The organism is Streptomyces sp. NBC_00335 (assembly GCF_036127095.1).
GTDB lineage: Bacteria > Actinomycetota > Actinomycetes > Streptomycetales > Streptomycetaceae > Streptomyces.
This window is the reverse complement of record NZ_CP108006.1, coordinates 5030918-5054707: the sequence shown is the minus strand read 5'-3', so window position 1 is coordinate 5054707 and position 23790 is coordinate 5030918. Positions and strand designations below refer to the sequence as shown.

Genomic DNA, 23790 nt, shown 5'->3' with positions numbered 1-23790 from the left:
GGCGGGACAGGCGGGAGGGGGCCGGGCCGGTCAGACAATCTGAACCAGAGCGAAGCCTGTGGATACCGCGACGCACGTGGTGATCAGGCCGGGCAGCATGAAGGAGTGGTTGACGACGAAGCGGCCGACGCGGGTGGTGCCGGTCCTGTCGAAGTTGATCGCCGCGATGAAGGTGCCGTAGGTGGGGAGGAGGAAATAGCCGTTCACGGCGGGCCACATCGCGATGAGGAGGGGGGCCGGGATACCGAGGGCGAGCCCGAGGGGCATCAGCGCCTTGGTGGTCGTGGCCTGGCTGAACAGCAGCGCGGAGAGGAGCAGCAGCATGATCGCGAAGAACCACGGGTGGTCCTGTGCGACCCCGCCGAGCGCACCGGTGATCCGGGTCTCGTTGGCGCCGATGAAGGACAGCCCCAGCCACGACAGCCCGAAGACCCCGATGACGGCGACGAGACCGGACTTGGCCACGTCCGTGCCGGGTATCCGCTTGGCGTCGACCTTGCACAGCAGCAGGATCAGCGCGGCCACGGCCATCATCAGGATCTCGATGGTGGCGGGCATCGAGAGCGGCCCCTTGGCCGTCTCGGGGCGCAGCGCCGGGAAGAGTCCGCTGAGGACGACGGCTACGGTCCCGCCGAGGAAGAGGTACGCCGACCAGCGCGCCCGCGGCCGCAGCGGCGGGGCGGCCTCCGCCGGGGCCGGGGCCTCGATCTCACCGGCGGCCAGCCGGCGCAGGTACTCGGCGTCCTGTCCCAGCTCCTTGCCGATCCGGGACTGCACGGTGGCGGCGACGAGCACGCCCAGCAGCGTGGACGGCACGGCGACGGCCATGATCCGCGGCAGGTTCCAGCCGTCCCCGTCGAACATCACGATCATGGCGGCCATGGCCGCGGAGACGGGCGAGGCGGTGATACCGAAGGTCGCCGCGATGGAGGCGACCGCGATGGGCCGCTCGGGGCGGACACCGCCCTCGCGGGCCACGTCGTGGATGACGGGGAGCAGGGGGTAGAAGACGTGGGCGGTGCCGGCGCCCAGGGTGAAGACCCACGACACGAGGGGAGCCACGTAGACCACCCGGCTGGGCTTGCGGCGGATCGCCTTCTCGGCCAGTCCGACGAGGTAGTCGATGCCGCCGGCCGCCTCCATCGCGGCAGCGGCCATGATCACCGCGAGGATGATCAGCATGACGTCGACGATGCCCGAGGTGTCGGCGGGGGTGACCCCGAAGAACGTCGCGAGCACGAAGACCCCGACGGCCCCCCAGAGTCCCATGGCCACCCCGCCCTTACGGGACCCGAGGGCGATGGCCGCCACCATGACGGCGAGCTGCAGGAACATGCCGAGCACGGGCGTGGCCTTTCAGTCTGTGGGGGCCGATCCAGCCCCTGCGGCGTTTGAGGAGCGGGGGTCCGGGGCTGGCCCCCGGCAACGGCGCCGCGGTCGGGGACGGGCGCAGCCCATGTCCGGGGGCGGGTCGGGTCCGGTCCGGTCCGGTCCGGGGCGGTGGCCGGGTCTCAGCCCGGGGCGGGGGCCGAGTCTCAGCCCGGGGCGGGGGCCGAGTCTCAGCCCGGGGCGGGGGCCGAGTCTCAGCCCGGGGTGGGGTCGGGTTGGGGCCCGGGCTGGGGCCCGGGCTGGGGCCCGGGCTGGGGCCCGGGCGGGCCGCGAGAAGCCCGGGCGGGTCCGGGTCACGCTCGCGCAGCGACCCCGCACCCCACCCGGGCTGACAGCCAGGGGCCGAGGCCTAGCTGGGCGCCTCCGCGCCCTTGCGGGCGTAGAACCACCAGGCCACGACGACGCAGCTGGCGTAGAAGGCGACGAAGCCCCACATCGCGCTGGTCACGGCGAAGTTGGCGAACATCGCCGGGATGAAGAAGAAGCCGTAGGCGGCGATGGCCGCGGTGAAGCCGGTCACCGCGCCCGACTCGATCTCCGCCTGCTTCAGCGCCTTCGCGTACCGCGGGGTGCCCTCCGTCAGGCCCGCGAGGTGCTGGCCGCGGAAGATGACCGGGATCTGGCGGAAGGTCGAGCCGTTGCCGATGCCCGAGAAGAAGAACGCCGAGAGGAAGCAGAAGAAGAAGCCGTAGAAGGAGCCCTGGTCGGAGCCCACCGGAAGGAAGGTGATCACGCCGATGATCGACGCGCCCATGCCCACGAAGGACAGGATCGTCACCCGCGCGCCGCCGAACTTGTCGGCGATCCAGCCGCCGGCCCAGCGGGCCAGCGCGCCGAGCGCCGGGCCCATCCAGGCGTAGGTGGCCACGGAGTACGCCGGGAAGGTCGTCTTGATGAGCAGCGGGAGCGCCGCCGCGAAACCGATGAAGGAGCCGAAGGTGCCGACGTAGAGCCAGGTCATCAGCCAGTTGTGCTTGCGCTTGAAGATGATCTTCTGCTGGCTGAAGGGGGTGGAGGCCACCTTCAGGTCGTTCTGGCCGAACCAGGCGACGGCCGCGAGGACGATCAGGACCGGCACCCAGACGAACGCGGCGTTCTGGAGGTAGATCTCCGAGCCGTCGGCCTTCTTCTGGCCCGAGCCGATGGCCAGGACCGAGGTGGTGATCAGGATGGGGGTGAGCAGCTGGACCACCGAGACGCCCAGGTTGCCCAGGCCGCCGTTGATGCCGGTCGCGTTGCCCTTCTCCTGCTTCGGGTAGAAGAAGCCGATGTTGGCCAGGGAGGAGGAGAAGTTGGCGCCGCCGATGCCGCAGAGCGCGGCGATGGCGACCAGCGTGGTGTAGGAGGTGGTGGGGTCCTGCACCGCGAAGCCCAGCCACAGCAGCGGCACGATCAGGATGACCGTGGAGAGCGCCGTGAAGCGGCGCTGGCCGATCATCGGGCCGATGAAGGTGTAGAGGATGCGGGCGGTGCCGCCCGTGATGCCGGGGACGGCCGTCAGCCAGAACAGCTGGGACTGCGAGAAGCCGAAGCCGACGTCCTTGAGGTTGGTCGCCGTGATGCTCCAGACCTGCCAGACCACGAAGGCCACCAGCAGGGCCGGCACCGCGATCCACAGGTTGCGGGTGGCGACCTTCTTGCCCGTGGTCTGCCAGAAGGACGGATCCTCGGGCGTCCACTCCGTGATGGTGCGACCGGGGCGGTACTGCGCCGGGTCGGGCGCCTGCACTCGGGCGGTCGCCGCGCGCGCTTCCTGCTTGGCGGAACTCATGGCATGTCCTGAACGTTCGGAGGGGTTGAGAAGAATGAAGCTGAAAGCCCTGACCTTCTTAGGGTCCGCCTACAGGGGCGCCCCGCATCAGGGGAGAACGTCGTGTGGGCGACAGGACAAGGTCCCATCGCCCACAGTGCGTTGGTACGGCGCCCGCAAAGCCTTAAGGCTTGAGTTCCACCAGCGGCAGGGACACCTCGGGGTCGTCCAGGCAGATGCCGGTCCGCAGGTCGAAGACCTGCTTGTGCATCGGCGAGGCCACGACGGGCACCCCGTCGCGCGAGCCCATGATGCCGTTGGCGATGACGTCGGCTCCCGAGAAGGGGTCCCGGTTGCCGACCGCGTAGACCTCGCCCGCCCGGTCCTTGAAGACCGCGGCCTCGGTGCCGTCCGGCAGCACCGCGGTCCGCCCGCGGCCCGGCTCCAGCGCCTGCGCCGCGCCTTCGGCGCCTTCGGCCGCACCGAAGTCCACGGTCCCGAAGCGCTCCAGCGCCGCCGGGTCCTCCAGGACCGCGGACCACTCGTCCTCGTACGCCGACACGTGGCGCTCCATCTGCGCCTCCAGCTCCGCGCAGATGCCGAGCGAGTCCTCGACCAGGACGGCCTTGAGGTGGTCCAGCCCCGCGGCACTGCCGCCGAGCCGCTCCAGCCAGGCGGACGTCCGCTCCAGGCGCTCGCCGGTGCGGATGTAGTACATGAGGAACCGGTCGATCAGCGCGAAGAGTTCGGCGGTGTCCAGGTCCGAGGCCAGGAGGTCGGCGTGACGCGGGGTCGCGCCGCCGTTGCCGCTGACGTACAGGTTCCAGCCGTTGGCGGTGGCGATGACGCCGATGTCCTTGCCGCGCGCCTCCGCGCACTCGCGCAGGCAGCCGGAGACGCCGCCCTTGAACTTGTGCGGGGTACGCAGGCCCCGGTAGCGCAGCTCCAGGTCGATCGCGAGCTGGATGGAGTCGCCCTGGCCGAAGCGGCAGAAGCGGGCGCCCACGCAGGACTTCACCGCGCGCAGGGACTTCCCGTACGCCTGCCCGGACTCGAATCCGGCGCCGCCCAGGCGCCGCCAGATGTCGGGCAGCTGCTCCTTGCGGACACCGAAGAGGCCGATGCGCTGGGCTCCGGTGATCTTCGTGTAGAGGCCGTAGTCCCTGGCCACCTCGCCCAGCGCGATGACCTGATCGGCCGTGATCTCGCCGCCAGCGACGCGCGGGATGACCGAGTAGGTGCCGTCCTTCTGGAGGTTGGCGAGGAAGAGGTCGTTGGAGTCCTGCAGGGCCGCCTGCTCGCCCGCCAGGATGTGCCCGATGCCGAGGTCCGGGGCGAGGGTGCCCAGGACGTTCGCGACGACCGGCTTGCAGACGGCACAGCCCTCGCCGCCCTCGCCGTAGGACTCCAGCAGCTCGCTGAAGCTGCGGATCCGCTCGGTGCGGATCTTCTCGTAGATCTCCGCGCGGGTCAGGGTGAAGTGCTCGCAGAGCCCGCGGGGCTTCTCGATGCCCGCCGCGGCCAGTTCGGCGTCCAGGACCGCTTGCAGCGTGCCGATGCAGCCGCCGCAGCCCGTGCCGGCCTTGGTGCACTTCTTGATGCCGCCGATGTCGGTGAGGGACTCCGCGACGACCGCCTCGCGCACCCGCCCCTTGGTGATGTTGTGGCAGCTGCACACCACCGCGTCGTCGGGCAGCGCGTCCGCGCCGGGCAGCGCCACGCCGTCGCCCGACGGCAGGATGAAGGCCTCCGGCGGGGCCGGCAGCTGCCGGCCGGCGTGCGGCTTCAGCGAGCCGTACGCCTCCGCGTCGCCGACCAGGATTCCGCCGAGGAGCGCGCCGTCGGGGCCCAGCAGCAGCTTCTTGTAGACGCCTTCGCGGGCGTCGGAGAAGACCACCGATACGGCCCCGTCACGGCCCTCGGGGGCGAAGGGGTCGCCGAAGGAGGCCACGTCGGCGCCCATCAGCTTGAGCTTGGTGGAGGTGTCGGCCCCGGTGAAGGTCAGCTCGCCCGCGCCCGCGAGGGCCTCGGCGACGGTCTCGGCCATCTGGTAGCCGGGCGCGACCAGCCCGTAGACCTTCCCGTCGACGGTCTGCGCGCACTCGCCGATCGCGTAGACGTACGGGTCGCTGGTGCGGCAGTGGCCGTCCACGACGACCCCGCCGCGGTCGCCCACGGCCAGGCCGCACTCGCGGGCCAGGCGGTCGCGCGGCCGGACGCCGGCCGAGAAGACGACGATGTCGGAGCCGATCTCCTCGCCGCTGGTCAGCCGGAGCGCCTGCGCCCGCCCGTCGGGGTGGATCTGGACGCCGGCCGCGCCGACGCCCGTGTGCACGGCGACGCCCATGGACTCGATGGTGGCCCGCAGGGCGGCCGCGCCACCGTCGTCCACCTGCAGCGGCATCAGCCGGGGTGCGAACTCCACCACGTGCGTGGCCAGTCCGAGCGTGCGCAGCGCGCCCGCCGCCTCCAGGCCGAGGAGCCCGCCGCCGATGACGACACCGGTCCGGACCTCGGCGTGCGCGGCGTACGCGGTCAGGGCCTCGACGTCGTCGAGCGTGCGGTAGGTGAAGCAGCCCTCGGCGTCGGCGCCGTCGATCGGCGGTACGAAGGGGTAGGAGCCGGTCGCCAGCACGAGCGCGTCGTAGCGGATCACCTCGCCGGAGCGGGCGGTGACCGTACGGGCCGTGGTGTCGATCAGTGCCGCCGGGTCGCCGAGGCGCAGGTCGATGCCGTACTTCTCCAGGAAGCCGGGCTCGACCAGGGACAGCTCCTCGCCGGTGGAGCCGGTGAAGGCCGCGGACAGGTGCACGCGGTCGTAGGCCGGGCGCTCCTCCTCCGCGAGGACGGTGACCTGCCAGCCGCCGCGCTCGGAGCGGGTCGGGTCGGCGAGCGCGTCACGCTCGGCGAGCGCCTCCAGCAGGCGGTGCCCCACCATGCCGTGGCCGATGACAACCAGCGTCTGCCCCATGGATCTCACTCCGTGTGTCCCTGTGCCGCGCGGTCCCGGGGCGGCCAGGACGGCCGGGCCAAGACATCACGCGTGCATGCGTTCCGACTCTTCGACGGTAGGTCGACGCCACGGCCCCGAACGCCCGAAAAGGACCCCTGGGGACGGGGAAACGACCCTTTCCGCACAGGACCTCCGGCCTGCCGCGCGGGCCCTTGGCCAGGCTGCAGGGGGCCCGCGGCGCGCCTAGCGTGGGAGGGGGACCCACGGGGTGGATCAGGGAGGCAGACCACATGCTCGTCATCGCCGTCCACGGCAGCGCGGTCCCGGAGGCCGCCGCGACTTTTCGCCGGCTCGTCGCCGCCGTCGAGGCCATCAGCGGGGTGCACGCGCTGGTCGGTCACCTCGACGTGCAGCGCCCCTCGCTCGCCGAGGTCGTACGGGAGCACCCGCGCGCGGTGGTGGTCCCGCTGCTGCTCGGCGACGGTTTCCACCGCCGGGTCGACATACCCGCCGTCCTGGAAGGCACCGGCTGCGTCCTCACCGAGGGCCTCAGCGGCGAGCGCGACGTCGCCCGCGCCCTGCACGGCCGGCTGCGCGAGGCCGAGCGGCGCCGCGGCCCGTACACGAGGGCCGACGCGGTGGTGGTGGCCGGAGCCGGCTCCTCCCGCCCCGGCGGCAACGCCGGCACGGAGGCCTGCGCGGCCCAGCTGGCCGCCCTGCTGGAGTACGACGACGGCGCGGCCCCCGTCCCCGCGATCCCCGCCTACCTCACCTCCGCCGGGCCGACCGTCCCCGAAGCCCTGGCCTCGCTCCAGGACGCCGGGTACCGCCGGATCGCGGTGGCGGCGCACCTGCTGGCCCCGGGCCGCTTCACGCGCACCCTGAACGCCTCGGCCGCCTGGACGGTCTCGGAGCCGCTGGCCGACCACCCGCGCCTCGCCCGGCTCGTCGTGGGCCGGTACGAGTCCGCCCGGGGCACACGGGCCCTGAGGGCCGCGCGCCTCGCCTGCTGAACCCCGTAGGGCTGCTGTCCTGGGCGGTATGGCTCTGGCTTACGTACCCATGACCGCCCGCAGCCGGGACGAGGGCCACCGTGCCGCGACCCCGCTGGAGCTGTTCTTCGACCTGTGCTTCGTCGTCGCCATCGCGCAGGCGGGCGCCCAGCTCGTGCACGCGCTGGCCGAGGGGCACCCCGGCACCGGCGTGATCAGCTACTTCTTCGTCTTCTTCGGTGTGTGGTGGGCGTGGATGAACTTCACGTGGTTCGCCTCCGCCTACGACTGCGACGACGTGCCGTACCGGATCGCGACGCTCGTCCAGATCGCCGGCGTGCTCGTCTACGCGGCGGGCGTGAGCCGGGCGTTCGACCAGAACGACTGGACCGTGCCCGTCATCGGGTACCTGATCATGCGCGTGGCGCTCACCGCCCAGTGGCTGCGCGCCGCCTCCGGCGAGAGCGGCGAGGCCCGCGCGGCGGCCCTGAAGTACGCGGCGGGGCTGGTCCTGTGCCAGGCCGGCTGGGTGGCGCTGCTGTTCGTCCCGGACGGCTCCAAGCGCTGGCTGTTCCTGATCCTGGTCGTCGCGGAGCTGCTGGTTCCGGTGGTGGCCGAGCGCGGCCACCAGACGCCGTGGCACGCCCACCACATCGTGGAGCGCTACGGCCTGTTCACGATCATCGTGCTCGGCGAGACGATCGCGGCGAGCACGGTGGCCGTGAAGTCGGCGCTCGACGAGCACGAGGCCCTGGGCGAGCTGCTGCCGATCGCGGCGGGCGGGCTGCTCATCGTCTTCGCCGCCTGGTGGATCTACTTCGCGGTGCCGATGCACGAGCACCTGGACTCCAACCGGGAGGCGATCCCGTGGGGGTACGGCCACCTGTTGATCTTCGCCTCGGGCGCGGCGATCGGCGCGGGCATCGAGGTGGCGGTCGAGCACGCGGTCGGCAAGGCGCACGTCTCGCAGCTCGCCGCGAACGCGGCCGTCACCGTCCCGGCCGCGCTCTTCCTCCTGATGGTCTGGCTGCTGCACTCCCGCCACTTCAAGCGGGGCCTCGCCCAGCAGCTGACCCTGCCGCTCTCCGCCCTCGCGGTCCTGGCCTGCTCGTGGACGGGCACCTACGCCGTCCTGTACGCGGGCCTGATCGCGGCGGCAACGGTGGCAGTAGGCCTGACCCTGGCCAACCGCACCCAATCCAGCCCCGCCGGCGTTTGAGGCGCGGGGGTCCGGAGGTGGAGCCCCCGGCAACGGCGCCGCGCCGGACAACCCGTCACCCCCACGCCCCCGGCACCGTTTTCAGCCCATGACACTCCCCGCACAACGCCCCGGCCCAACCACCGGCCCAGCCCCCGGCAGGGAATTGGCCGACCCGGCCTTCTGGCAGGCGCCCCCCGCCCACCGGCTGGCCGCCTTCGCCCGCCTACGGGCCATGGACTCCCCCGTGTTCGTCCCCGAAGGGACCGGGCACTGGGCCCTCGTACGGCACGCGGACGTGCAGGAGGCGAGCCGGCTGCCCAAGGTGTTCGCCAGCGCGCCCGGGGTGACGACGCCCGAGCCGGCCCGGTGGGTACGGGCGCTGTTCGGGGACTCGATGGTCAACCTGGACGGCGCCGAGCACGCGCAACTGCGCAAGATCGTGCAGCGGGCCTTCACGCCCCGGCTGCTGGCGGCCGCCGAGGAGGACATCCACGCGGTGGCGGCACGCATCGTGGACGACGTGCTGGACCGGCGGCCGGACGAGTTCGTCGAGGCGGTGGCCTCCAAGCTGCCCCTGGAGGTCATCTGCAACATGATGGGCATCCCGGAGCGCTACCGCGCCGAGATCGCCGACCGCGTCAACCACGCCTCCGAGAACATCGGCGTCGAGCGGGGCCTGGCGGCCCGGCTGCGGATGCCCGGACGCGGACTGCGAGCCCTGGCCCGGATGCAGCGGATGGTGGCGGGGATCGGTCGGGAGCGGCGCGAGAACCCGACCGACGACCTGATCTCGGCCCTGGTCTGCGCGAACGTGGACGGCGAAGCACTCGGAGCCCGCCAACTCGGCGCCTTCTTCTCCCTGTTGATGGTGGCCGGAGTGGAAACCACCCGCAATGCCATCACCCACGGCCTGACCTTGCTGACCGACCACCCGGACCAACGCGACCTGCTGCTGGCGGACTTCGAGGCGCACGCGGACGGCGCGGTGGACGAGATGATCCGCCACTCCACGCCGATCATCCAGTTCCGCCGGACGGTGGTCGCCGAACACACCCTGGGCGGGCACGCGTTCGTCCCCGGCGACAAGGTGGTGCTGTACTACGCCTCCGCCAACCGGGACGAGTCCGTCTTCCCCGATCCGGACGCCTTCGACATCACCCGCTCCCCCAACCCCCACCTGGGGTTCGGCGGCGGCGGACCCCACTTCTGCCTGGGCGCGCACCTGGCGCGGGTGGAGATGAAGGCGCTGTTCCGCGAGCTGCTGACCCGCCCGGTCGGCCTGCGCGCGGTCGGCCTGCCGGACCTTGCCGGGTCCAGCTTCGACAACCGGGTCCGCTCGCTGCGCTTCGCCTTCGAACAGCCTTAGTTTCGAACAGCCTTGGTGCGGTGACCGGAGGGGCCCACCGGGTGACGGTGGCCCCTTCCAGGACTCCTTCCAGGACTCCTTCCAGGACCCCTGGCCAGGCCCCCTGGACGGGTTCCAGGACCCTTGACGAGGACCCCTGGACAGGTTCTAGGGCCCCTGGACTGGCCACAGGTGGACGGTTCCGCCGCTGAGTCCCGCCGCAAGGGTCTTCCCGTCCGGGCTGAACGCCACCGCGGCAACCTCGCCGTCACCGGTGAAGGTGGCCGTGGTCGATCCCGAGGCCGTGTCCCACAGGAAGGTCTTCCCGTCCGAGTCCGCACTGGCCAGCAGCCTGCCGCCGGGGTGGAACGCGAGCGCGAGGATCTCGGTGCCGTGGCGATCCAAGGACGCGAGGTCCTGGCGGGAACCGGCGTTCCACAGCCGCACCGTGTAGTCCACCTGCGCGAGGGCCAGGATCTGGCCGTCGGGGCTGAACACCGCGAGCCGCGCGTCCTCGTTCTGCCCGCCGGAAACGGTGGCCACGAGCTGGTCCGCGGGCAGCTGCCGCACCTGGACGGGAAAACCGCCGACCAGCAGGCCGCCGTCCGGGCTGAAGGCCGCCGGGCCGCTCTTCGCGTCCTCGTGGACGGTGGGGGCGCGGCCCGAGGGCACGTCCCAGACGTACAGCCCCTCACGGCTGCTCGCGGCCACCGTCTTGCCGTCCGGGCTGAGGCCGACGGAATGGAGGAAGCCCTCCTGCGCCGGCCCCGTCGGGGCCCCGGTGAACGTGGCGACGGAGCGACCGGTGCCCACGTCCCACAGCTGGACCTTGTTCTCCTCCGCTCGCACCAGGAGCGCGAGGTCCCGGCTGAACACGGTGGCCTGCATGTACTTGGGGGTCTCGACGCGGGTGACGGTGCTCTGCCGGGTGGACAGGTCCCACCGCCAGATCTTCCCGTCCGTACTGGAGGCGGCCAGCGTCTTCCCGTCCGGGCTGAAGGAGAGCGCGGTGATGCCGCTGGGGCCCTCCAGGGAGTTGCCGTCGTCCCGGTTCAGGAGGAGGGGGACTCCGACCCCCGCGGCCGCGGCGGCCGCGAGGCCGCCGAAGAGGAGCGTGCGCCGCGACACCCGCGCCGTGGCCGGCTCGGGCGCGGAGGGCTCAGGGGCGGACGGTACGGGCGCTGCGGGCGCTGCGGGCGCTGCCGGGACAGGGCCCGTCCGCGTGGCGGCGTACGGATCCGCGTCGGCGTCGGCTCCCCCGCGCACCCCCGGGTCCCGCACCGTCGCGGGCCGCGGCTGTTCCGCACGGGGCGGGGCCGGGGCATGCCGCGCCGGGGTCAGGGCCACCGTCGGCTCCGGCCGGGGCGGAGGGACGACGGCGGTCCCGCTCCCGGCGTCGTCCACGAACCGGGCGGGGAGGTCGGAGACGGAGGGCCGGTCGGCCGGGTCCTTGGCGAGGCAGGAGTCCAGGAGGCTCCGGAGCCGACCGTCCACGCCGTCGAGCGCGGGCGGCTCGTCCAGGATCCGCTGGACGACCGTCAGGAGGGTGGGCGCGTCGAAGGGGCTGCGGCCGGTGGCCGCGAAGGCCACGACCGAGCCGAGCGCGAACACGTCACTGGCGGGCCCGGCCCGGTCGGCCCGGATCTGCTCGGGCGACATGTAGGCGTACGTACCGATGACCGAGCCGGTGGCGGTGAGTGAACTGGCGTCCACGGCGCGGGCGATGCCGAAGTCGATGATGCGGGGGCCGTCTTCGGCGATGATCACGTTCCCGGGTTTCAGGTCCCGGTGCACCAGACCGCACCCGTGAATGGCCGCGAGCCCCTCGGCCAGACCGGCCCCCAGGCGCCGAACTTCCTCGGGGGCGAGCGGACCGCGCTGAGCGACGACCTGCTGCAGCGTCGGCCCGTGGATGTACGCGGTGACGAGCCACGGAGCGGATGCCTCGGGGTCCGCGTCGACGACCTGGGCCGTATGGAACCCACCCACCTGCCGCGCCGCGTCGACCTCACGCGCGAACCGGACCCGGAACTGGGGCGTGGCGGCCAGCTCGGGCCTGATGAGCTTCACGGCGACCTTGCGGCCGCCCGGCGACGTGGCGAGGTAGACCTGGCCCATGCCGCCCGCGCCCAACCGGCCGTCCAGCCGATAAGGACCGACCCACTGGGGATCGCCGGGCAACAACGCGTCCATGAGTACCGTCCGTTGGAGAGGTGGGGCAGGCAGGGAAGCCGACGAAACCAGAGAAATCCAGAGCAACCCGGGGAAGCCCGGGAAGCCGGGGAAGCTAGGGAATCTTCCAGAGCTGGATCGAGTGGCCCGCCTCGTCGGTCGCACCGACCTGGTCGAGGCTGGCCGCCAGCGTCTTGCCGTCCGGGCTGAAGACCACCGCCGAGGTGTAGGTGTCCATCGGGGACTTCGGCATGGTGCCGGTCAGGGTCGTGGTGACGCGCCCGGCGGCCAGGTCCCAGAGACTGACGGTCTTGCCCGTGTCGTCCTGGATGTTGGGCTCGCGCACCCCTCCGGCCCCCGCGATCATCGCGCCCCCCGGGCGGTACGCCGCCGTGGAGACGTACGGATGGGTGTCGGTGAGGGTCGCCGTCTGCTGCTCGGTGGACAGGTCCCACACCTGGATGCCGGGTCCGGCGCCGGCGACGGACTTGCCGTCCGGGCTGAACAGCACCGCGTTGAAGTGGTCTTCCCCCACTCCGGTGAGGGTCTTGAGGTGGCGGCCGGTGTCGGCTGCCCAGAGCCAGATCTTGGGACGGCCTTCGGATCCCACGCCGGCCACGAGCTTGCCGTCCGGGCTGAACGAGACACCGGTCACGCCTCCCGGCCCGTTGAGGGTGGCGATGGTCCGGCCGGTGGACGGGGTGATGAGCTCGAACCTGCCCCCAACGCCCACGGCAAGGACCTCACCGTCCGGACTGAAGGCCAGACAGCCGACGTAGTCCTGCTCGCCGTTGTACGAGGCGGCGACGCTCATCGGCTTGCCGGTGCGCAGGTCCCAGCGCCGCAAGGTCTTGTCGAAGCCACCGGAGTACAGCGTCCGGCCGTCCGGACTGCAGGCCAGGGACATGACGTTGTCGGTGTGTCCCCTGAACGTCGTCATCGTGCGGCCGGTGGCCACGTCCCACAGCCTCACCGTGCCGTCGCGGCTGCCGCTGGCCAGGGCCTTGCCGTCCGGGGCGAAGGCGAGGCAGCCGACCTCGCCGGTGTGGCCGCCGAGGCGGGCGACGGGCTTGCCGGGATCCGCGTCCTTGCCCGTCCCCCGCCACAGGAAGTACGCGGGAACGGCGACCGCGGTCGCACCGGCGGCCAGTCCGCCGAACAGCAGCGTGCGCCGGGACGGCGTCCTGGCGGAGACCTCGCCGGCAACGGGCGAGGTGCTGGGCAGGGCTCCGGGCAGGACTCCGGGCAGGGCGCCCGGTGCGGCGGCGGACTCGGAACCCGGCGCGGTGGGCAGGTCGTGGAACGGGACACGGGGTGCCGCGTCCGCGCCGCCGCCGGCGCCGGTGACCGATAGCCGGGTCAGGACCTCGGCGGTGGACGGCCGGCCCGCCGGGTCCTTGGCCAGGCATGCGGCGACCAGGTCGCGCAGGGGGCCGAAGAGACCGTCGAGCAGGGGCGGTTCGCCGGTGACCCGGTGGACGATGGCCGGCACGCTCGTCGCGTCGAAGGGGCTGCGGCCCGTGGCGGCGAAGGCCAGGACCGAGCCGAGTGCGAACACGTCGCTGGCGGGCGAGACCCGGTCGGCCCGGATCTGCTCGGGCGACATGTAGGCGTAGGTGCCGATGACCGTGCCGGTACGGGTCATCGCCTCGGCTCCCGGGGCGTGGGCGACGCCGAAGTCGATGATGCGGGGGCCGTCTTCGGCGAGGATCACGTTCCCGGGCTTGAGGTCCCGGTGGACCAGGCCGCAGCGGTGGATCGCTTCGAGCCCCTCGGCGAGACCGGCACCGATCCGCAGGACCGCGTCCGGCGCGAGCGGGCCGTTCTCGGCGACGACCTGCTGCAAGGTGGGCCCCGGTATGTACGCGGTGACCAGCCAGGGGGAGTCCGCCTCGGGATCGGCGTCGACGACCTGGGCCGTGTGGAACCCGCCGACCTGACGCGCCGCATCGACCTCACGGGCGAACCGGACCCGGAACTGGGGACTGTCGGCCAACTCGGGCCGGATCACCTTCACCGCGACCTTGCGGCCACCCGGCGAGGTCGCGAGATAGACCTGCCCCATGCCGCCCGCGCCCAACCGGCCCTCCAGCCGGTACGGTCCAACGCTTCGGGGATCTCGGGGACCCACGGGCTCGACCATGCGCGCTACTCGAATCTGCCGGGGATCACGGGCTGCGTCTCGCTCGGCATTGAACCATGATCCAGCACACCGGACGATGAGATCTGCATCTCGCCCACATCCCCCCACCGCCACACGCCATGCCCAACCCCGCAGCAGAACAAGGGACTTGAGCCCGATCCCGCCGGCACTGCCGGAAAACACGGACCGGCCACCGGGCAGGCTGGGAGCCCGGCGGCCGGAGCGGGGGCCGACGCGCGGCATACGGCGTTGGCGCGCGGCATGCGGCGTTGGCATGCGGCGTGCGGCGTGCGGCGTGCGGCGTGCGGCGTGCGCGCGAGGGGTGCCTGCGGCAGGACCTAGCGCTGCAGGCGCCGCACCGCGAGGACCGCGTGGGCACTGTGGTTGAGCACCTCGGTGTCACCCGCGAACGCCTGCAGCGTCTCGGCGTCGACCGGCCGGCCGGGAACCGCCTCGGGCCAGGCGCGGGTGGCGAAGAGGAAGTACGCCTGACCGCTGTCGGCCGCCGCCTTGACCCACTCCGGCGGGGCGATGCACTTCGCGTTCATGCCCGGCAGGGTCAGCGCGATCTGGTTGCCCTCCAGGAGGATCTGCACCGGGAAGGAAGCCGGGTTGCGGACGCCGTCCATCACCACGTCGCCGATGGGCAGGCCGATCTCCTCCAGCAGCCCGCGGGCGGCCGCCTCGCTCGCCTCGGGACCGTCGGGACCGTCCCCGAGGATGTAGGCCAGGAGGTAGGGAATGTCGTGGGCCTCGTCGGGGTCGCCGATCCATGCGAGCACCGAAAGGGTGCCGAGCTTGGAGCGGTCGAGTTCGGCCTGGGTAGAAGTCATGCGCCGCACCTTAGTGGTCGACGACCCGGCCCTTTGACGCCGTTTCACCCGGGCGGGCTAGACCGCCCAGAAACCACCTCCGGAATTCGCCATCATGTTCGCGTCCTGGTACTGGAGCCGCACGACGCGCGCGTTTTCCGGAATTTCGAACACCACCCATCCTTCGGCCCGCTCACCGACCGCGAGCGAATCGAAGACGAGCGGTTTGCCGGTCGTGAGCTCCCCGGTGGGCACCACCGGGTGGCGCTGCCCCGCGCCGTCGAGCGCCCACATGCGCCCGAGAGCCCCGTACGAGGCACCGCCCACGTTGACGAAGGACATCGAGGCGGCCACCCAGCGCTTGCCCGCAGCCGGGGCGAAGTTCTTCTCGACGCTGACCGCCGGATCGACGTAGGCGGCCAGCACCACCTGGAGGTGACGGCCCACCTCCTTGCCCCTGACCCGTACGGAGTCACCCACATGGGCGTCCTTCGAAGCGGCCCGCGTCACCCCGTCCCGCTCCGCCGAGGGATCGTCCCCGACCCCCGGCACGCCGTCGTCCACGGGCACGGCGGGCACCGCGGCCGGGGCGAGGGCAGCCCCTTCCGGGGCGCCGGAGCAGGCCGTGGCACCGAACAGCAGGAGCGGGAGGAGGGCGGCCGTGGCAAGAGCGGACTGACGCATGCGGGATCCCTTCGGGGATCTTCGGGGACGTATTCCCGTCAGTCTCACGCGCCCGAGCGGGAAATTGCACACACCGACACGATCCCGCGGAACGCATTGACCTCCATATGCCAGCACAATGCGTTCCGGCGGAATTCCGCAACCCCTTGCACCCCCTCGTCCAACAGGAGGAACGATGGCCACGACCGGCCCCCGCATGGCCTTGGCCGCACTCGCCGCACTGGGCGCCACGGCGGTATTCACCGCCCCGGCGAATGCCGCGCCCTACGGCAATGACATTTACGTATCTTCGGAAGCCCACATCGCTCCCGACGGCACGATCCACCTTTCCGGTGAGTACCACTGCACCGCCCCGTCACCCTCGGGAGCGGTTCAGATCAAGGCGACCATCGAGCAGGAGGACGTCCGCCTCAGCATCGGCGGCGGCGACGCCCGGTGCGACGGCGAGGTGCACGACTGGTCGGCGCACGGCACGCTCCGGCTCACCCCGACCGTGCACGCCGGCGAGGCACTGGCCAAGGCCGAACTGCAAGAGATCCGCTTCGGCGGCGGACTGCTGCCCCGGTCGATCGACACGGTCGCGCAGGACGCCCGCCCGGTCCGAGTGATCGACCACCGGTAGCCACCGCCCGCGGTGCGCGCGTACGCCCCTCCGGTAGCCGCCGCTACCGGACCCCGGGCGTCAGCCGCGGCCGCGGCCGTGGCCGGACAGGTCACGTCAGCTCAGGTCAGGTGAGGTCAGCTCAGGTCCCGCCGGCGGGACCGGGACCGACCCGTCGAGACCCGTCAACGGCACGCGGGCGCCTCGCCCGTCATCGACATGAAGGCCACCGTCTGACACCCCGGGTCCGTGTCCGGACGCCCGGTCGACCAGTCCACCGCCGTCGCCGCCCCGGCCGCGCACAGCAGCAGCGCCAGGACGCCCGTCATCGCGCGCTTGCTCAGCCGGCGCACGGCACGTTCCACAGAAACCGTTCCATGGCGGCATCATCACCCCGCCCCCACCACCCCACAACTCGACGTGAGCGACCGGTCACGGTCCGCCCGCTCGACCTCCCGACCCCCACGGACCTCACGGACCTCCCGCCCTTCCCGGACCTCCCGGCCCTCACGGCGCGCTCCGTGCCGCGCTGCCCGCCGCGGAGAACTCGCACCACACCGCCTTGCCGTCGCCCCGGGACTCCACCCCCCAGTGCGTGGCCAGCGCGTCCACCAGCAGCAGCCCCCGCCCCGTGGTCGCCGACTCCCCCGGGGTGCGCCGGCGCGGCCACACACTGGAGCGGTCCTTGACCCACAGCCGGATCCGCCGGACCGGCTCCGGCAGCACCTCCATCGTCAGCACCGCTCCGCCTTCGGTGTGCAGCAGGGCGTTGACCAGCAGCTCTCCCGCCGCCAGCTCCACGTCGTCGGCGAGTTCCGGCATGCCCCAGTCGCGCAGCGCCTGCCGCAGGGCGTAGCGGGCCTCCGAGAGCCCCTCCGGGTCCGCCTGGTGGACGTACTGGTGGATGCGCGGTGCCCGGTGCGTGCCCGGGTCGGGGGCCCGGCGCAGCACCAGCAGGGCCACGTCGTCGCCGGAGCCCCAGCGCTCCCACAGCCGGTCCGAGAGGTGGTCGGCGAGCGCCCCGGCCTCCTGGGGGCCGCTGCGGACCGCGTGGGCGAGGGCCTCCATGCCCTGGGTGATGGCGGTGCCGGGCTCCTCGACGAGCCCGTCGGTGCACAGGACGAGGGTCTCGCCGGGGACCAGGTCGAGCCGGGTCTCGGGGAACTCCTCCTGCTCGAAGACCGTGGCCAGGCCGAGCGGCAGGCCGCCGCGCACGTTGGGCCAGCCCGTTCGCCCGTCCGTGTGCCGGATGAGCGGTCCGAGGTGGCCCGCGCGGACCGCCCGTACGCCTCCGGTCTCCAGGTCGACCTGCGCGTACATGCAGGTCGCGAAGCGTTCGGTGTCCAGCTCGGCCAGGAAGCGGGAGGCGCGCGCCAGCACCGTGGAGGGCGGATGGCCCTCGCCCGCGTAGGCCCGCAGGGCGATGCGGAGCTGGCCCATGATGGCGGCGGCGTGGGTGTCGTGGCCCTGTACGTCGCCCACGACGATGCCGACGCGGTCCCGGGGGAGCGCGATCACGTCGTACCAGTCCCCGCCGACCTCGCGTCCGCTCCAGGCCGAGTGGTAGCGCACGGCGATCTCCCCTCCGATGATCTCGGGGATCCGGCGCGGCAGCATGGCCGCCTGCAGCATGGTGGCGAACTCGCGCTCCTGGTCGAAGAGGAGCGCCCGCTGGAGCGACTGGGCGACGATGCCCGCCAGGCCCAGGCAGAGGTTCCGCTCCTCGGGGCTGAAGTCGGTGCGGCGGCGGTAGAAGAGCACCAGCCCGCCGATGGCCTCGGCCTGCGCGATGAGCGGGAGGTAGGCGGCCGCGTCGTACTGGATGCGGCTCAGGTAGTCGGCGAGCAGCGGGAACTCTCCCGCCAGCTCCGCCAGCGAGGTGACGAAACGTGCCTTCCTGCTGAGCACCGCCTGCGACAGCGGCAGCGTGCCGTCGAGCCGGGTGAACTTGCGCTCGCTGAGGATCTCCAGGGACTCCCCGCTCAGCGCGATGATCTTGATGTGGCCGCCCTCGACCAGCCCCAGCGCCATCCCGTCGACGCCGAGCCGCTCCAGCGCGCCCGCGCCCGTCAGCGTGGCCGTCACGTCGTCGACCGTCACCGCCCGCGACAGGGCCTCCGTGGTCCGCTGCACGATGGTCGCCTGCTGGGCGCGCGCCGACTCCAGCTTGCGCAGCACCGTGAGGTGGGCGAGCTCGGCCGTCGCGTCCCGGACGATGCCGACGATGCGCACCGGGAGCCCCTCCGCGTCCCGCAGGACCCGGCCCTGGGTGTGCGTCCACTGGTCGCGGCCGTCGCGCCGCTGCACCGTGAAGTACTGGCCGTACGTCTCCTCCCCGCCGTCCAGTGCGCCCTGGACGGCGTCCCTGAGCCGCGCGGCGTCGTCGAGCGGGATCCGCAGCCCCAGGCTGTCGGGGGTGCCGTCGAAATCGTCCGGCTCCAGGTCGAAGACCGCCATCCCGGCCTCGTCCATGGCCAGGGTCCCGGCGCCCAGGTCCCACTCGAAGCTGCCCATGCCGTTGAGCGCGAGCCGCTCGCCGGGGCCGATGAGGGGCTGCCGGGCGCTCCCGGCGCTCCCCGCGCCTGCGGGGCCCTCCGGTCTCTTGTCGCGTCGCTCCGCCGCTGCCACGAGACTCACACCACCTAACGGCCGGGCCAGCACGGCTGGGAAATGAGCCGCTCCCACTCCTCGTCAGGATGCCCCGGAAGGGTGCGTCCGGCCTCCTGCCAGCGCTTGACGAGGGAGAGGTAGATCATCGAGGGGTCGTACGGGGCCTGCGCGTGCTGGGCCTGCGCGTGCTGGGCCTGCGCGTGCCGGCCGAGCGGGTGCCGGTCGTGCGGGTACGGGTCCTGCGGGTACGGGTCCTGCGCGTACGAGTCCTGCGCGTACGGGGGCGCCGCGTACGGGGACTGCCCGTACGGCTGCGGGGGCGCCGCCCTCGTCGTGCCGGGCTGCTCCGCACGGCTGGCCGGGATCCTCACCCAGCCCCGGCCCTGTGCGCGCTCATCGCTCATCGCGGACCCCTCTCACGTCGTGTGACTGGCTCTCACGCTCTGTGCCCGGCGGTCGGAGCCCGGTCGGTCCGGGGCGCGCCGGTGGAACCCGTCCGCGGGCTCCGGGCCCCCAGACGCTTGCGGACTCCTGACACCAGTCTCCCCGCCGTGAAGCCGGCACCGTGCACGAATCGCATGGAAGGGCCGAATGAGGGAGCGGTCAGCAGCCCCGCGAAGAACAGCCCCGGCCACGAGGACTCGAAGCCGGCACTCAGCTCCGGCGTCCCGCTCTCCCCTACGGTGGCCAGCGCGGCCCGCAGCCCCGCGTCGAGCAGCTCCAGCCGGGCCAGGTCCGGGGTGAAGCCGGTCGCCGCGATCACGTGCGAGGTGTCCAGGACGACGGACTCCCCGGCGGCGCTGGACAGCCCGAGCCGGGTCCGCCCGCCCGCCGGGACCGCCCGCTGCAACCGGTGCCCGAGCAGGACCGGGACCCGCCGCTCGAAGCGCTCCCGCAGCCACCAGGCTCCGGCCGGGCCCAGTGCGGTCGCCGCGATCCGCTCCCGGGTGGGCGCGGGCAGCCGGCGCACCGCCCAGGGCAGCTCCGACCAGGCCCAGCTGCGCCATCCGGTGCCCAGGCCGCTGTGCGGATCGCGCAGGGAGCGCAGCGGGGGCCGGTGCAGCGGCTGCGGGACGGTGTTCCAGTTCAGCCGGGAGCGCCGGGCCACGAGGCACGGCCGGGCGCCGTTCTCCGCGAGCAGGGCCGCGGTCTCCAGGGCCGCCTGCCCGGCGCCGAGCACGGCGACCTCGCTGCCGGCGAAGCGGGTCAGGTCGCGGTGGCCGCTGCTGTGGGAGTAGTGGGCCGCGGGCAGTTCCCGTAGCGCCTCGGGATACCGGACGAACGGCATCACGCCCACGGCCAGCGCGACCGTCCGGGCGAGCAGCGGCGGCCCCTCGGCGGTGCGGATCAGGAAACCCCCGCCCTGCGGGGTGACTTCGGTGACGGTCGCCTCCTCCACCGGGGGTGTCGCATGCCGGGCGAACCAGAGCCCGTACGCGCTGAACGTCCCGATGGGCAGCGGAGTTCCGTGTTCGGCGGCGATCCCGCGGCCCGCGCAGTACTCGGCCAGCGTGTAACGCCCGTCGGGCGCAGAGAGGTTGGAGGACCACGGCTCCGACTTGAGGTACATGCCCTCGGGCATGTGGTCCCGCCAGGAGGCCATGGGCCGTCCGAGGATCCGCACCCCGAGCCCCGCACCGGCCGCGTGGGCGGCGATCGACAGCCCGTACGGCCCCGCTCCGACCACCACGAGGTCGTCCATCCGTGTCACCGCAGTCCCTCCAGCCTCATGGTTCATCCCCTGCCACCGGCGCCCCGCGCCGGCCTGCGCCCCTACGGCGTCACCGCTTCACGGCGTCACGGCCTCACCGCGTCACCGCGTCACGGCCTCACCGCGTCACCGCGTCACCGCGTCACGGCCTCACCGCGTCACCGCGTCACCAGCTCGTCCGGCTCCGCCGGGGCCTCCGGCGGTGCGGACCGGGGGCCGGTAGCGCCGGAGGTCCCGGCCGCGGCGGGCGGGGGCACTTCCCGGCCCCGCTGGCGCGGGGCACGGACCACCGCCCGGGCCGTCCGGCGGCCCTGCGCGGGGACCCCGCGCAGCACCCGCAGGCCCTTGACCGCACCCCGCCCCAGGAAGGCGGCGAGCATCGCCAGGAACGGCATCGGGTCGTCGGCCGCGAACCACGCCGCCTCCACCCGCCCCCGCTCCCGGCCCCGGCGCGCGGGGGCCGCCGCGGCCGTCCGTACGGACCGCCCCGGCGCGGCGCCCGTACCGGCGCCCCCTCCGGCGGGCGGGGCCGGGGGGCGGCGCGGGAGGGAGCGGCCGCGTACCGCCGCGAGCAGGGCGTAGTTCTCCGCCACGAAGACCCGGCCCGGTCCGCCGGACGGTTCCGGGACCCGCTGGCCCGTCAGATCCAGGTACATCGCCTGGACCACGTCCAGGCCGCCCGCGTCGGTGAAGAGCCGGAACTGGGCCCCCGGACGCGGGTTGAAGTCCACCAGGCGGAAGACGCCGCGCTCGTCCCGGCGGAAGTCCAGGTCCAGGATCCCCTGGTAGCCGAGCCGCTCGGCGAGCCGCAGCCCCGCCTCCTCCACCGCCGGATCCGGCAGCCACCGCCCGACCGCCGTCAGGCCCGTCCGCACCGGCCAGGACAGCTCCTTGCGCCCCGACCCGGTGATCAGCGGACGCCCGCCCCGGGCGAACGCGCCGTGGAAGAACCAGTCGGTGTCCGGCCCGGCCGGCAGGAACCGCTGGAGCAGCAGCCGGCTCCCCGCCTCCGCCGAGCGCTCGTACAGCCGGCGCGCCTCGGCGGCGGCGTGGAGCAGGGTGGTGCTGCGCAGGCCCGTGCCCTGGGGCAGCAGCCACGGCCGGCTCCACTTGGCGATCACCGGGAGCCCCAGCCGCCACGCGGCCTCCGCCGCCTCGGCCCCGCTCGCCGGGATCACGGTCTCCGGATGCGGTACGTCCCACCGGGCGCAGAGCCGCGACAGCTCGGCCTTGTCCGCCACCCGCGCGGGCAGGTCGTCGGGCTGATGGGGAATCCGGAAACGATCCGTCAGCATCGGCCCGACCCGGGACACCGCGATCGCGCTCAGGTCGTCCATGGCGATGAGCACCGCCGGGCGGCCGATCCGCTCGGAGACCCCGGTCAGGCACTCCAGCAGCGCCTCGGGCGCCTCGGGGTCGACGCCGCCCGAGGGCCCGGGGTGCACGGCGCGCAGGTAGCGCGAACGCCCCATGGGACCTCCCCCGGCCTCGACGACGGCATGGACCTCCACACCCGTGCGCCCAAGGGATCTGACGGCGCCGAGGGTTCCGTGGTGGAACGGATTCCGATCGAGTCTGAGCAGAACTGCGGGCACTTGGCTGGGATGCGCGTGCATGGGAACGGTGTCTTTCACCTAGTCGGACCAAGCGGGGAGGGTGCGCACGTGCGAATGGCCTAGGAAGTGGTCACCGGACAGGCCATTCGTCAGATGTGATGCCTAACGTCTTTGGTAAGCACACCGATTCAGGAAAGCTCGGGAGACGCCATGCCCAGACCACGCCGCCGACTGGCGAGCACCTGCATCGGAACGGTGACGGCCGGACTGCTCGCCACCGGGGCCGCCCTCGCGGCACCCGAGGAGCAGAGCACCGGATCCGACATCGCCATGGGCGCCTACCTCGACTACGGGCCGCCCGGAGTGGCGCGCATCCCGTTCCTGTCGAACTGGCTCGGCGGCAAGGAGATCCGGGTCGGGCACACCTATCTGCCCGGTGACCAGTGGGCCGGCATCGAGGGCAACGTCAGCTTCCTCGACGACTGGGCGCAGTGGCGGCGCCAGCGGGACGACCGGCTGTTCGTCCTCAACGTGCCCATGCAGGCGCGGAACGAGGACCGGGTCCCCGACCGCGAGGTGGCCCAGCTGATCCGGGCGGGCGCGGAAGGCCAGTACGACCGGCACTTCAAGAAGCTCGCCGAACGACTGGTGGCGCTGGGCGTCCCGGACACGGTGATCGTGCTCGGCTGGGAGATGAACGGGGTCACGTACACCCACCGCTGCGGACCCGACCCGGAGAACTGGAAGGCGTACTGGAAGCGCGTCGTCAACACGATGCGCTCCGTCCCCGGCCAGAAGTTCAAGTTCGATTTCACCCCGAACCGCGGCACGGACGCGATCGGCTGGACCAAGTGCTACCCGGGCGACGACGTGGTCGACATCGTCGGGATGGACTCGTACGACCAGGGTCCCGGCCGGAACTTCGACGAGCAGATCAGCCAGCCGTACGGGCTCCAGCAGCACGTCGACTTCGCCCGAGCACACGGCAAAGAGATCTCGTACCCGGAGTGGGGACTGTTCCGCAACGGGGACAACCCGGAGTACATGCGGCGCATGCTGCAGTGGATCCAGAAGCAGAAGCCGATGTACCACACCATCACCGACTACTGCCCGCACGGCGTCTGGCAGTGCAAGCAGAACCCGGCCTCGGCGAAGGTCTTCCGCGACGCACTGACCCCGGAGCGGCCCGACCCGGTGATCCCGACCCCGGTCGTCCCGACCCCGGTCGTCCCGACCCCCGTGGTGCCCACGCCGGTCGTCCCGACCCCGCAGGTCCCCACGCCGGAGATCCCGACGCCGGTCGTCACCCCGCCGGTCGTGGTCCCCAGCCCGGAGGTCCCGAGCCCGAGCCCCGTCGAGCCCAGCCCGGCGGTCCCGAGCCCGGTCGCCCCGAGCCCGGTCGCCCCGAGCCCCGTGGAGCCCAGCCCGGCCGAGCCCAGCCCCGTCCTCCCGAGCCCGGTCGTCCCGACGCCCTCGCCCGTGGTCCCGAGCCCGGTCGAGCCCAGCCCGGTGGTCCCGAGCCCGGCCGAGCCCAGCCCGGCCGAGCCCAGCCCGGTCGTCCCGAGCCCCGTCGAGCCGAGCCCGCTGGTCCCGTCCCCCCAGGTCAGCCCGGTCGTCCCGGAGGTCCCGAGCCCGAGCCCCAGTCCGGTCGTGCCCAAGCCGGATCCCGTGGTGCCTTCGCCGGTGCCCAAGCCGACGACCCCGCCCGTACCGCCCGTACCGCCCGTGCCGTCCGTACCGCCCGTCAACACCACGGAGTGGTGCGTGCCGATCAACTTCGGCGAGTGGCTCTCCAAGCTCGTCGGCAAGCAGTCCGTCTGCGTCAAGGTCGACTGGGGCAAGGAGTCCGGCTTCTGGCCCTTCTAGGCGGG

General features: G+C 72.9%; 17 protein-coding genes. 5 read left to right on the top strand and 12 right to left on the bottom strand.

What is annotated here, in order from left to right; all coding sequences use genetic code 11:
- Positions 1-30: 30 nt before the first annotated feature.
- From OHA37_RS22855 to nirB, 3 genes are all read right to left on the bottom strand, one after another.
- The gene (locus OHA37_RS22855; protein WP_266913000.1) at positions 31-1335 is read right to left on the bottom strand and encodes an anaerobic C4-dicarboxylate transporter family protein; all 1305 of its coding nucleotides are present in this window, start codon (positions 1333-1335) and stop codon (positions 31-33) included.
- A 403-nt stretch (positions 1336-1738) separates the two neighbouring features.
- Positions 1739-3160 (bottom strand): NarK family nitrate/nitrite MFS transporter, encoded by a 1422-nt coding sequence (locus OHA37_RS22850; RefSeq protein ID WP_266907986.1) that lies wholly within the window; start codon positions 3158-3160, stop codon positions 1739-1741.
- Between the two features lie 163 nt (positions 3161-3323).
- Positions 3324-6110, bottom strand: a complete 2787-nt coding sequence (gene nirB / locus OHA37_RS22845) for a nitrite reductase large subunit NirB (protein ID WP_266907984.1) — start codon at positions 6108-6110, stop codon at positions 3324-3326.
- 272 nt (positions 6111-6382) lie between these two features.
- Between nirB and OHA37_RS22840 the strand changes: the two genes are divergently transcribed.
- The 3 genes from OHA37_RS22840 to OHA37_RS22830 all read left to right on the top strand — a co-directional run bounded on the left by OHA37_RS22840 (position 6383) and on the right by OHA37_RS22830 (position 9651).
- The gene (locus OHA37_RS22840; protein ID WP_266907982.1) at positions 6383-7105 is read left to right on the top strand and encodes a sirohydrochlorin chelatase; all 723 of its coding nucleotides are present in this window, start codon (positions 6383-6385) and stop codon (positions 7103-7105) included.
- A gap of 28 nt (positions 7106-7133) precedes the next feature.
- Entirely contained in the window at positions 7134-8303 is a 1170-nt protein-coding gene (locus tag OHA37_RS22835) for a low temperature requirement protein A (protein ID WP_266907980.1), read from the top strand.
- Positions 8304-8391: 88 nt separating this feature from the next.
- The gene (locus OHA37_RS22830; protein WP_266907978.1) at positions 8392-9651 is read left to right on the top strand and encodes a cytochrome P450; all 1260 of its coding nucleotides are present in this window, start codon (positions 8392-8394) and stop codon (positions 9649-9651) included.
- 147 nt (positions 9652-9798) lie between these two features.
- Here the strand turns inward: OHA37_RS22830 and OHA37_RS22825 are convergent, their stop codons facing one another.
- The 4 genes from OHA37_RS22825 to OHA37_RS22810 form a co-directional block, all read right to left on the bottom strand.
- The gene (locus tag OHA37_RS22825; protein WP_266907976.1) at positions 9799-11823 is read right to left on the bottom strand and encodes a WD40 repeat domain-containing serine/threonine protein kinase; all 2025 of its coding nucleotides are present in this window, start codon (positions 11821-11823) and stop codon (positions 9799-9801) included.
- Positions 11824-11917: 94 nt separating this feature from the next.
- Positions 11918-13945 (bottom strand): WD40 repeat domain-containing serine/threonine protein kinase, encoded by a 2028-nt coding sequence (locus OHA37_RS22820; RefSeq protein WP_266907974.1) that lies wholly within the window; start codon positions 13943-13945, stop codon positions 11918-11920.
- A gap of 338 nt (positions 13946-14283) precedes the next feature.
- Positions 14284-14778 carry a DUF5949 family protein gene (locus OHA37_RS22815; RefSeq protein ID WP_266907972.1) on the bottom strand — a complete coding sequence of 165 codons (495 nt, stop codon included), beginning with the start codon at positions 14776-14778 and terminating at the stop codon, positions 14284-14286.
- A gap of 57 nt (positions 14779-14835) precedes the next feature.
- The gene (locus OHA37_RS22810; protein WP_266907970.1) at positions 14836-15441 is read right to left on the bottom strand and encodes a DUF4352 domain-containing protein; all 606 of its coding nucleotides are present in this window, start codon (positions 15439-15441) and stop codon (positions 14836-14838) included.
- A 175-nt stretch (positions 15442-15616) separates the two neighbouring features.
- Here OHA37_RS22810 and OHA37_RS22805 point away from each other — a divergent pair, with 175 nt between their 5' ends.
- The gene (locus tag OHA37_RS22805; RefSeq protein WP_266907968.1) at positions 15617-16063 is read left to right on the top strand and encodes a DUF6299 family protein; all 447 of its coding nucleotides are present in this window, start codon (positions 15617-15619) and stop codon (positions 16061-16063) included.
- 164 nt (positions 16064-16227) lie between these two features.
- Here OHA37_RS22805 and OHA37_RS22800 read toward each other — a convergent pair whose 3' ends face one another.
- The 5 genes from OHA37_RS22800 to OHA37_RS22780 form a co-directional block, all read right to left on the bottom strand.
- Positions 16228-16407 carry a hypothetical protein gene (locus OHA37_RS22800; protein WP_266907966.1) on the bottom strand — a complete coding sequence of 60 codons (180 nt, stop codon included), beginning with the start codon at positions 16405-16407 and terminating at the stop codon, positions 16228-16230.
- Positions 16408-16549: 142 nt separating this feature from the next.
- Positions 16550-18670 carry a SpoIIE family protein phosphatase gene (locus OHA37_RS22795; protein WP_443046316.1) on the bottom strand — a complete coding sequence of 707 codons (2121 nt, stop codon included), beginning with the start codon at positions 18668-18670 and terminating at the stop codon, positions 16550-16552.
- A gap of 14 nt (positions 18671-18684) precedes the next feature.
- Entirely contained in the window at positions 18685-19056 is a 372-nt protein-coding gene (locus tag OHA37_RS22790) for a hypothetical protein (protein ID WP_266907964.1), read from the bottom strand.
- 32 nt (positions 19057-19088) lie between these two features.
- On the bottom strand, positions 19089-20354 hold the full coding sequence (locus OHA37_RS22785) for an NAD(P)-binding domain-containing protein (RefSeq protein ID WP_266907962.1): 1266 nt from the start codon (positions 20352-20354) through the stop codon (positions 19089-19091).
- A gap of 167 nt (positions 20355-20521) precedes the next feature.
- The gene (locus OHA37_RS22780; protein WP_443046198.1) at positions 20522-21835 is read right to left on the bottom strand and encodes a carboxylate--amine ligase; all 1314 of its coding nucleotides are present in this window, start codon (positions 21833-21835) and stop codon (positions 20522-20524) included.
- A gap of 294 nt (positions 21836-22129) precedes the next feature.
- Between OHA37_RS22780 and OHA37_RS22775 the strand changes: the two genes are divergently transcribed.
- The gene (locus OHA37_RS22775) at positions 22130-23785 is read left to right on the top strand and encodes a glycoside hydrolase family 26 protein (RefSeq protein WP_323182356.1); all 1656 of its coding nucleotides are present in this window, start codon (positions 22130-22132) and stop codon (positions 23783-23785) included.
- Positions 23786-23790 lie beyond the last annotated feature (5 nt).

Excerpts from the sequence above, each read along its gene's own strand:
- OHA37_RS22815 (WP_266907972.1), bottom strand. The coding sequence starts at position 14,778 with ATGACTTCTACCCAGGCCGAACTCGACCGCTCCAAGCTCGGCACCCTT.
- OHA37_RS22780 (WP_443046198.1), bottom strand. The coding sequence starts at position 21,835 with ATGGGGCGTTCGCGCTACCTGCGCGCCGTGCACCCCGGGCCCTCGGGC.
- OHA37_RS22855 (WP_266913000.1), bottom strand. The coding sequence starts at position 1,335 with ATGTTCCTGCAGCTCGCCGTCATGGTGGCGGCCATCGCCCTCGGGTCC.
- OHA37_RS22785 (WP_266907962.1), bottom strand. The coding sequence starts at position 20,354 with ATGGACGACCTCGTGGTGGTCGGAGCGGGGCCGTACGGGCTGTCGATC.
- OHA37_RS22790 (WP_266907964.1), bottom strand. The coding sequence starts at position 19,056 with ATGAGCGATGAGCGCGCACAGGGCCGGGGCTGGGTGAGGATCCCGGCC.
- OHA37_RS22775 (WP_323182356.1), top strand. The coding sequence starts at position 22,130 with ATGCCCAGACCACGCCGCCGACTGGCGAGCACCTGCATCGGAACGGTG.
- OHA37_RS22830 (WP_266907978.1), top strand. The coding sequence starts at position 8,392 with ATGACACTCCCCGCACAACGCCCCGGCCCAACCACCGGCCCAGCCCCC.
- OHA37_RS22840 (WP_266907982.1), top strand. The coding sequence starts at position 6,383 with ATGCTCGTCATCGCCGTCCACGGCAGCGCGGTCCCGGAGGCCGCCGCG.
- OHA37_RS22835 (WP_266907980.1), top strand. The coding sequence starts at position 7,134 with ATGGCTCTGGCTTACGTACCCATGACCGCCCGCAGCCGGGACGAGGGC.
- OHA37_RS22825 (WP_266907976.1), bottom strand. The coding sequence starts at position 11,823 with ATGGACGCGTTGTTGCCCGGCGATCCCCAGTGGGTCGGTCCTTATCGG.
- OHA37_RS22805 (WP_266907968.1), top strand. The coding sequence starts at position 15,617 with ATGGCCACGACCGGCCCCCGCATGGCCTTGGCCGCACTCGCCGCACTG.
- OHA37_RS22850 (WP_266907986.1), bottom strand. The coding sequence starts at position 3,160 with ATGAGTTCCGCCAAGCAGGAAGCGCGCGCGGCGACCGCCCGAGTGCAG.
- OHA37_RS22820 (WP_266907974.1), bottom strand. The coding sequence starts at position 13,945 with ATGGTCGAGCCCGTGGGTCCCCGAGATCCCCGAAGCGTTGGACCGTAC.
- nirB (WP_266907984.1), bottom strand. The coding sequence starts at position 6,110 with ATGGGGCAGACGCTGGTTGTCATCGGCCACGGCATGGTGGGGCACCGC.
- OHA37_RS22810 (WP_266907970.1), bottom strand. The coding sequence starts at position 15,441 with ATGCGTCAGTCCGCTCTTGCCACGGCCGCCCTCCTCCCGCTCCTGCTG.